We start from the raw sequence: 9,577 nt of genomic DNA on the forward strand, positions 1-9,577 counted from the left end.
GTATGCGCGAGACAGTGAATACAGTGCGTCCGGTCACTGATGCGATCGGGGAAAATGATATTGATCGACCTGTGCCAACCTATGGACCATGGTGGAGCGTTTATAGCGATGCTATTCGCTCGCTACCTGAAGATACTCGCCAAATCATAGAAGATGATGCGCGATATATCGTCAAGCATGCGCTAAGCACAGTCGCGCAGCCTGCCGCGGATAGTCAAGGAATTAAAAAGGGACAAACTGTCGTAACTGGGATGGTGGTGGGCTCTGTTCAATCAGGGAAGACGGCAAGCATGCTTGCCGTTGCGGCTCTGTTGCTTGATCAAAGTGTCGACGTCTTAATTGTGCTTGCAGGCACCCGTATTGCACTTTGGTTGCAGACCTATGAACGTCTTCTTCACCAACTTGACGGAAGTGATTTGTTCAACGCATGGGAGAAAAATTCTGAGCGTGTGCTTATTCCTCAGCCTGAAGACATTCTTTCCAGTACAGTAAGAGTAGATCCTTACGGGTACCTACGTGGTGTTCGGCGCCGAGTTGTCGACGCTGTAGAAAACCGGAAGCCAATTATATTCGTCATCCCAAAAGAAGATGATCATCTTTTAGCAGTTGCAAAATTTTTAACAGAGCATGCGAATCAGGGGGCGCTGGAGCGTCGTGGTCACCCACTTCGAATGGTTGTTCTCGACGATGAGGCAGATGATGCGAGTATTCTAGATGCGCAAGATGGCTCTCGCATTACGCCGCAGTTTATCCAGTATCTGTGGTCTTCTGATGAGTGTGCTCCTGCAACACGGAATGAACTGCTCCACGCGACGTACATAGCCTATACCGCAACACCGCAAGCAAACTATTTGCAGCGCTCACACAATCCTTTAGCACCCAGGCATTTTCATGCAGCACTCCGTGTGCCGTCAGATAGAGGCGGGAGAACGCCGAGGCTGGACACGTACTTCGAACGTAAGGGATTGAGCGCCTTCTATTGTGGAGGGGAGCACTATTACGAGCGGTTGCATCAGATGCCGGGGGACCCATGTGTCGCGTACCCATTTACGGCGGTGAACTCTAATGCTTCTGCAACGGAATTGGCTCAGCATGCTGAAGTGCGATGGGAGATGATCGGGAATGCAATGCGATCGTTTTTCGTAGCTGGGGCTGTGCGGCTGTTTCTCGACGGGCGGCGTTTTTCAACGGTTCCACAGGTACCTGTGGAATTGGCTTTGCTCAAAGCCGTTTTGCCACGCACTCACTCCATGCTCTACCATCCGTCCGCTCTAAAAGAGGTGCACTTTCAGGGGGCGGAGGATCTTGCTCGTTGGTGTAAAGCGTTACCTGGTGGAGAAAAAGACATCGAGCTGGCTGTCGATGAATTCGGCAACCCTCGCCTGGAAATCGACGCCAATGGTCTTGTTTCTCGGCTTTGTCACGAGGAAGCGGAGTGGCGTCGATGGTTGTCAGAGTTTGCAGCTACTGCTGCAGGCCTTTCGACATTTCCAGGCTATACGGAACTCGGTATTGGCTCTATCGAGTGGGAATCTATTCGTGAGTTACTCGTCGATGAGGTATTTCCCAACGTTAAACTGCGAGTGCTAAATAGTGATCCCCGCGCCGACGATCGACCGATTTTCGAGGCGACTGAGATTGATGGGAATTCTCAGATTTGGCAAGCTCCACGAGATATTTATACTATTTTCGTCTCCGGAAACGTATTATCGCGAGGATTAACTGTCGAAGGACTAACTACGAGCCTGTTCGCTCGAAGTGCCCGCGAGCCTGCGGCCGACACGCAAATGCAGATGCAGCGATGGTTTGGCTACCGAGGGGCACATCTTCCGTTTTGTCGTGTGTTCCTTTACACAGATCAATTAACACTTTTCCGCAAGTACCACCACAACGACTTGGCGTTGAAGCGAGAGATTCTTAGCCGAATGGATGGACATCCAGCAGCTACTGATGGTGTTCTTGTGCTTCAGGGCGACTCATTTTGGGCGACGACAAAAGTCGACAGTCGCCGAGTTCCTCTTCATCCAGGACCAACTCCGAGCATTCGCCTGCTTGAACCGCCAAATGGCAAGCAGTATGGCCATAACATAGCGCTCGTTCAAGGTTTTATTAATGACGGGTCTTGGGGAGAACTTTGTTTTCCTGATAATTTCAAGCGCGGTTTAATTCGATCTAAGCCCATCTCCATGCTTGAATTGGCGAGTTTTCTGGAGATGCTTCGATACTCAGACCACGATCCAGATTTGCAATTGTCAATTTCACAGCGTTGGACCAGTCTTCAGGTTGCGTTGAACTTAGAGCAGCCTTTGTTCAGAACTCCCGGTGAGCACTCTGGCCAAATGGCTGTAGAACCAAACGGTTGCCCATACTCTATCGCGGCTTATTTGCGATTGTGGCACGAAGCGCTCCAGCGACACGATCTGCCTGGCATGCAACCTACGGACAATCCTACAAGACCATGGAACTCATTGGATCTTGCCGCTTATAGAGCGACTGCCCCACATTTCTATGTGGGCCTTCGGTTTGGCTCGGAAAGCGCTACGACGAACTTAACGTTTAACGGGCAAGCATTCCCGATGATGCGTCGCGGGTTTGTCTCAGACGCGCCGCGTATTCTCGAGACGCTCTGGGGCTCTAGAAATCCGACAGAGCGTTGGAAAGGAGACCAGGTATTTGACTATCATTTCCACAATCCTGCCGGATCCCCACGCCTTCTCACCGACGGAGCATGGCGCCAACGAGGCGAGCCGGGATTGCTTTTGATACATCCAATTATGGACCCTCATACGGAGAAAGAGATGGTTGCATTTGGTCTTGCTCTTCCCAAAGGAGGCCCTGACCATGTAGCGGCACTTCGAGTCGCAGGATAATCTCCATGAATGAAAACATTTCTTTCGAGGAGCTGTGTTCTCACCTCGAAAACCTAGTTATTCCCTCGAAGACGGAAGATCGATCGGTTTATTGGGTCCTGCCGATGACTCTAGGTCTAGCAAAGACGGCTTCAGCTCGCGTTGAAGTATTTATGTGTGGGCAAAAGCTTTTCCCCCGCACCTCGATCGTGCGCAGGCACCTTGAGCATGGCCGATGGAAGATAGAAGGCAGCACTGACGAGTTTGACGCTAGCAGAGTTGTGCTGCCCTCCGCTCCGCACTTTATTTCGTTGGCAGCATTTCTTGCTGTTGAGCTAATCAAGGCAGGTATAGGTTCTCGACGTTCTCTGCAGGAGGTCTTTGATGATGTAGAGCCGCTTTTTGAACTTGCACTTCTACGAAGTGCGCTAGGCGAGGAGCATATCATTGGTTTGTTAGGCGAGCTTTTGTGCCTCGAGGCGCTGCTTGATACGGTCGCAAATCGGACTGAAACGTGGTCGGCCGTGCTTGATATGTGGCGAGGGCACGAAGCGGGTCAGAGAGATTTTGTAATTGGATCTACGTCACTAGAGATAAAAACTACTCAACTGGAGTCGTCCACTCACGCCATTAGTGGAATGCACCAGATCGAAGTGAGCGAGCGATATCCATCGGAAGATCGTTTAATGCTTTTAAGCTTTGGATTGGTGTCGGCTATTCAAGAGGGGCAAACGCTGCCGGATGTTGTTCAGAGAATTCTAAATCGACTGAATTCGGGGGCTATGGAATTGGATAATAACTTTACCCCTATACAACAACGATTTATCGATGATGTATATCGGTATGGTGGCGTGGGTTCTCGTGGATATGATCACCGAACAGATTCGAAATCGAATGTGTACGCTACGAGATACAAATCGACTTTCACACCTCGACTCTATGAAATGGCAGGCGAGGAAATGCTCGTTCTACGTAACCGAGATGTGGCTGGACGCTTTATACGGCCAAATAGCGTCCAATACACAATTGATTTGCCTGGCGTGATAAGTGGGATGAACCCGGCGTCAAACTGGAAACACTCTTTGGTCACGATGGTTCGAAGTTATTTGAGCATTGAATGAAAAATCTTTGAGGGGTAAATTTTATTATGAAAATTTTTATTTCAATGGATTTCTTGGGTTGCTCGTGCTTTAGTTTTATTTGTTGATATTTATAGGCGGCAGCGCGTGAATAAGGCGTGCTATAGCAATCGTAAATCAGGTGAGAGTTCTGATCAGTCTTGCCCGCAACCCCCTCCCCTTGCAAACCGTTGATTTACAAGGGGAGCAGTGTGGGCTAGTCGAAGACTCAAATCTCTCGTCCAATGTTTATGATTCTTTGATGAAATTTTCGATAGGCACGTTGTCTGATTAACTAAATTAGTTAAACCAACTTTGTCGCTCAATTTCAAAACATAGTGCCAATCGTACATGCCTTGGCACCCTACGCACCTCACCCCTCAAACATCAATATTCCCCGCCCGCAACGCATTCGACTCAATAAACGCTCTCCGAGGCTCCACCTCATCCCCCATCAGCGTCGTGAAGATCCCATCCGCGGCAATCGCGTCCTCGATCTGCACACGCAGCAAGCGCCGCACGGTCGGATCCATCGTCGTTTCCCAAAGCTGCTCGGGATTCATTTCGCCCAAGCCCTTATACCGCTGCTTGGAAATATTCCGCTCCGCATCGGCCATCAGCCAAGCCATCGCACCCTTGAAATCCGTCACGGCCTGCGAGCGCTCGCCGCGCTTGATCAACGCGCCTTCGCCGATCAGATCCTTGAACGTATCCGCCGTGCTCACGAGCTGCTTGTAATCGGCCGTCGCCAGAAACTCATCATCGATCACCGACACGCGCACGTTGCCGTGATGCGGTCGCTCGATGCGCAGCGTCCACACTTCGCGCACTTCGTCGTGCGTGGCGATCACGCGCACTTCGTTCTTCAGCGCGTCGCCGGCCAGCATCGAAGCCTGCAGCTTCGCGGCCGAATCGATCGCGGCATCCTCGCTCGACAGATCCACCAGCACGCCGTCCATGATCGATTCCAGCGCGGCCGGATCGTACAGACGGCCCAGGCGGCTCACCACCGCGCGCGACAGCAGATACGAACGCGCCATCGCGCCCAGCGCATCGCCGGAAATCGCGGCGGCGTCGCCGCCCGGTTGCAGCTCCGAGCCGTTCAGCGCGAGGCGCAGCATGTGCGCGTTCAGCTCGCTTTCGTCCTTCAGATAACGCTCGTCCTTGCCGGCCTTCACCTTGAACAGCGGCGGCTGCGCGATATACACGTAGCCGCGCTCGATCAGCTCCGGAATCTGGCGATACAGGAACGTGAGCAGCAGCGTACGGATGTGCGCACCGTCCACGTCCGCGTCGGTCATGATGATGATGCGGTGGTAGCGCAGCTTGTCGAGGTTCAGGTCTTCCTTGCCGATGCCGCAGCCGAGCGCGGTCACGAGCGTCATGATCTGCTCGGACGACAGCAGCTTGTCGTAGCGCGCCTTCTCCACGTTCAGCACCTTGCCGCGCAGCGGCAGGATCGCCTGGAACTTGCGGTCGCGGCCCTGCTTGGCCGAGCCGCCGGCGGAGTCGCCCTCCACGATGTAGATCTCGCACTTGGCGGGATCCTTCTCCTGGCAGTCGGCCAGCTTGCCCGGCAGGCCCACGCCGTCGAGCAGGCCCTTGCGGCGCGTCATTTCGCGCGCCTTGCGCGCGGCGTCGCGCGCCCGCGCAGCTTCGACGATCTTGCCGCAGATGATCTTCGCGTCGTTCGGCGTTTCGAGCAGGAAATCCTCGAGCGCCTTGGCGACCACTTCTTCCACCGGCGCGCGCACCTCGGACGACACGAGCTTGTCCTTGGTCTGCGAGCTGAACTTCGGCTCCGGCACCTTCACCGACAGCACGCACGACAGGCCTTCGCGCATGTCGTCGCCGGACGTATCGACCTTGGCCTTCTTGGCGATCTCGTTATCGGCGATGTACTTGTTGATGACGCGCGTCATCGCGGCGCGCAGGCCGGTCAGGTGGCTGCCGCCGTCGCGCTGCGGAATGTTGTTGGTGAAGCACAGCACGTTTTCGTTGTAGCTGTCGTTCCACTGCATCGACACTTCCACGCCCACGCCGTCCTTCTCGCCCACGACGTGGAAAATCGTCGGGTGCAGCACCGTCTTGGCCTTGTTGATGTACTCGACGAAGCCCCGCACGCCGCCTTCGAACGCGAAATCGTCTTCCTTGCCGCTGCGCAGGTCGCTCAGGCGGATGCGCACGCCGTTGTTCAGGAAAGACAGCTCGCGAATGCGCTTGGCCAGGATGTCGTAGTGATATTCCACCGTGCCGAAGATGGTCGGATCGGCCATGAAGTGCACTTCGGTGCCGCGCGTCTCGGTGTCGCCGGTGATCGCCATCGGCGAGACTTCCACGCCGTCGCGCTGCTCGAGCACGCGCTCCTGGGCCACGCCGCGGTGGAATTCCATGAAGTGCTTCTTGCCGTTGCGCTTGACCACCAGACGCAGCCAGCTCGACAGCGCGTTCACGCACGATACGCCCACGCCGTGCAGGCCGCCCGACACCTTGTAGCTGTTCTGGTCGAACTTGCCGCCGGCGTGCAGCTCGGTCATGACGATTTCGGCGGCGCTGCGCTTCGGCTCGTGCTTGTCGTCCATCTTGACGTCGGTCGGGATGCCGCGGCCGTTGTCGGTGATGGAGATCGAGTTGTCGGCGTGGATCGTGACGTGGATGTCGTTGCAGTAGCCCGCCAGCGCTTCGTCGATCGAGTTGTCGAGCACCTCGAACACGAGGTGGTGCAGACCGGTGCCGTCCGACGTGTCGCCGATATACATCCCGGGCCGCTTGCGGACCGCCTCCAGACCCTCGAGGATCTGGATCGACGAGGCGCCATAGCTGCTGTTATCGGGCTGCGAATTGTGCTGTTCAGTCATGGATGTCTTCCGGTTCTGCTGGCCGCCACGAAGTGCTGCGGCCGGGTACTGCCGTCAGGCAGGGGCGGGTGCGCGCTCGGGCCGTTTTTTCTGTTGTTTTCATGCTGTTTCGGGGTGCGAAACAGGCGGGAAACGCTTGAAAAACCGCGGAAAATTTCCACGTTTCGGCTGGCCGGGGGCGCGCCCGCGAATGCCATAAAAACGCCAAAGGGGCGTGGCGCCCCTTGGTGTGTCCGGTGTGTCGCGTGCGTCAGATGCGCATCGGCATCACCACGTACTTGAATTCGCCGACCTCGGGAATCGTGATCAGCGCGCTCGAGCTGGCGTCGCCGAGGCTGACTTCGATGTTGTCGACCTTCAGGTTGGCGAGCACGTCGAGCAGGTACGTGACGTTGAAGCCGATGTCGACCGTATCGCCCTGGTAAGCGATTTCGAGTTCTTCCTGCGCCTCTTCCTGATCGGCGTTGGTCGACATGATCTTCAACTGGCCCGGGGCGATGATGCAGCGCACGCCCTTGAACTTGTCCGAGGTCAGGATGGCCGCGCGTTGCAGCGAACGCTGCAGCTCTTCGCGGCCGATCGTGAAGGTGTTCTTGTGGCCCTTCGGGATCACGCGCTGGAAATCGGGGAACTTGCCCTCGACCAGCTTCGACACCAGTTCGACCTGGCCGAACGTGAACTTGGCCTGGGTTTGCGCGATGTCGATCTTGACTTCGTCGTCGATGTCTTCGAGCAGGCGTTGCAGTTCGAGGATCGTCTTGCGCGGCACGATCACTTCCTGGCGCGGGAAGGCGCCGCCTTCGATCTTCATCGACGAGTAGGCGAGGCGGTGGCCGTCGGTGGCCACGGCCATCAGCTGGTCGCCGTCCACCACCAGCAGCATGCCGTTCAGGTAGTAGCGGATGTCCTGCTGGGCCATCGCGAAATAGACCATGCCGAGCAACTGGCGGAAGGCCTTCTGCGGCACGGCCAGGCTCGCGCCGAAATCCTTCGACTGGGCGACGGTGGGGAATTCGTCGGCGGCGAGCGTTTGCAGGGCGAAACGGCTCTTGCCGGATTGCACGGTCAGGCGCTTGTCGGCCAGCGACAGCGTGACCTGCCCGTCGGGCATCGCACGCAGGATGTCGAGCAGCTTGCGGGCGGCCACGGTGGTGGCGACCTGCTCGCCGCCCACGCCGAAATCGGCGCGCGTGGTGATCTGCAGTTCGAGGTCGGTCGACAGGAACGATACGTCGGAACCGGTCTTGGTGATCAACAGGTTCGCGAGGATCGGCAGCGTATGGCGGCGCTCGACGATTCCGCTTACGGTTTGCAGCGGCCTGAGGAGGGTATCTCGTTCGGTCTTGACCAGTTGCATAGGGTTCCTTCGTTGAATTGACGGCCTGCAAGCCACGCAACGCCCGCCTGGCGGGCCGCTGCCTTCCCGCCGCCCGGGCGGTCACAAACCTGTATTGTGCCTCAAAACAGAACCGCCCCTTTTAAATTCACCCGGATAGGCGTATGGATCGCGCGCGCGTGCGAGCCGCGGGCAGCGGCGCGCCTGCCCGCGCGTTTATCCCTTCAGCGTCTGTTCGAGCACGTGCAGCTCGTGGTTCAACTGCGCATCCTTGCTGCGTTCGTCGGCGATCTTGCGCACCGCGTGCAGCACGGTGGTGTGGTCGCGCCCGCCGAACAGCTCGCCGATTTCCGGCAGGCTCTTCTGCGTCAGTTCCTTGGCCAGGTACATCGCGATCTGACGCGGCCGCGCGATGTTCGCGGGGCGCTTCTTCGAGTACATGTCGGCTACTTTGATGTTGTAGAAATCGGCGACGGTCTTCTGAATGTTCTCGACCGAAATCTGCCGGTTCTGCACCGTCAGCAAATCCTTCAGCGCTTCCTTGGTCAGCTCGATGCTGATCTCGCGGCCGTGGAACTTCGAATACGCGAGGATCTTGCGCAGCGCGCCTTCGAGTTCGCGCACGTTCGAGCGCAGGTGCTTGGCCACGAAGAAGGCCACGTCCTCCGACAGGTTCACGCCTTCCGATTGCGCCTTGCGCATCAGGATCGCCACGCGCATTTCGAGCTCGGGCGGTTCGATCGCGACGGTCAGGCCGGAATCGAAGCGCGAGATCAGGCGGTCGTCGATGCCCGAGATTTCCTTCGGATAGGTATCGCTGGTGATGATCACCTGCGCCTTGTTGGCGACCAGCGCCTCGAACGCGTAGAAGAACTCTTCCTGCGTGCGCGACTTGCCCGAGAAGAACTGAATATCGTCGATCAGCAGCAGATCGAGCGAGTGGTAGTAACGCTTGAAATCGTCGAACGCCTTGCGCTGGTACGCCTTCACCACGTCGGACACATATTGCTCGGCGTGGATGTAGCGGATCCGCGCGCCGGGCTTGTCGAGCAGTAGCTGATTGCCGATCGCGTGGATCAGGTGGGTCTTGCCGAGGCCGACGCCGCCGTACAGGAACAGCGGGTTGTACGACACGCCCGGGTTGTCGGCCACCTGGATGGCCGCGGCGCGCGCGAGCTGGTTGGCCTTACCCGTCACGAAGTTGTCGAAGGTCAGAACCGGGTTCAGCTTCGAGCGCTCGTAGGTCGAATCGGCGGCGTCGCCGGCCGCGGGGCCGTTCGCGCCCGGGCGCCAGGTGCGGCGGCCGGCGGCGGCTTCGTGGGCGGTCAGGCTCGGCAGGTCGAGATCGGCGGCGTCGTCGGCGTTCAGCGCGGCGGCCTGGGCGGCAGCCTGCGCCGCCGCCTGGGCGGCCTTGAT

The 9,577-nt window shown here is 57.3% G+C and carries 5 protein-coding genes; 2 read left to right on the forward strand and 3 right to left on the reverse strand.

Annotation, left to right across the window (positions count from 1 at the left end; genetic code table 11):
* The first annotated feature begins 2 nt into the window (after window positions 1–2).
* Together G3N92_RS13355 and G3N92_RS13360 are read left to right on the forward strand one after the other, a co-directional pair.
* Entirely contained in the window at window positions 3–2,870 is a 2,868-nt protein-coding gene (locus tag G3N92_RS13355) for a Z1 domain-containing protein (RefSeq protein WP_206127999.1), read from the forward strand.
* A gap of 5 nt (window positions 2,871–2,875) precedes the next feature.
* Window positions 2,876–3,970, forward strand: coding sequence for a PD-(D/E)XK motif protein (locus G3N92_RS13360; protein ID WP_206128000.1), 1,095 nt, complete (start codon window positions 2,876–2,878; stop codon window positions 3,968–3,970).
* Between the two features lie 377 nt (window positions 3,971–4,347).
* Here the strand turns inward: G3N92_RS13360 and gyrB are convergent, their stop codons facing one another.
* The 3 genes from gyrB to dnaA form a co-directional block, all read right to left on the reverse strand.
* Window positions 4,348–6,825, reverse strand: coding sequence for a DNA topoisomerase (ATP-hydrolyzing) subunit B (gene gyrB / locus G3N92_RS13365; protein ID WP_206128001.1), 2,478 nt, complete (start codon window positions 6,823–6,825; stop codon window positions 4,348–4,350).
* 250 nt (window positions 6,826–7,075) lie between these two features.
* The gene (gene dnaN, locus G3N92_RS13370; RefSeq protein WP_206128002.1) at window positions 7,076–8,182 is read right to left on the reverse strand and encodes a DNA polymerase III subunit beta; all 1,107 of its coding nucleotides are present in this window, start codon (window positions 8,180–8,182) and stop codon (window positions 7,076–7,078) included.
* Window positions 8,183–8,377: 195 nt separating this feature from the next.
* On the reverse strand, window positions 8,378–9,577 hold the full coding sequence (gene dnaA, locus G3N92_RS13375; RefSeq protein ID WP_339385911.1) for a chromosomal replication initiator protein DnaA: 1,200 nt from the start codon (window positions 9,575–9,577) through the stop codon (window positions 8,378–8,380).

Source organism: Burkholderia sp. Ac-20379, assembly GCF_017104645.1.
Classification (GTDB): domain Bacteria; phylum Pseudomonadota; class Gammaproteobacteria; order Burkholderiales; family Burkholderiaceae; genus Burkholderia.

Coding starts and splice junctions, on each gene's coding strand:
- gyrB (WP_206128001.1), bottom strand. CDS start 6,825: ATGACTGAACAGCACAATTCGCAGCCCGATAACAGCAGCTATGGCGCC.
- dnaN (WP_206128002.1), bottom strand. CDS start 8,182: ATGCAACTGGTCAAGACCGAACGAGATACCCTCCTCAGGCCGCTGCAA.
- G3N92_RS13355 (WP_206127999.1), top strand. CDS start 3: ATGCGCGAGACAGTGAATACAGTGCGTCCGGTCACTGATGCGATCGGG.
- G3N92_RS13360 (WP_206128000.1), top strand. CDS start 2,876: ATGAATGAAAACATTTCTTTCGAGGAGCTGTGTTCTCACCTCGAAAAC.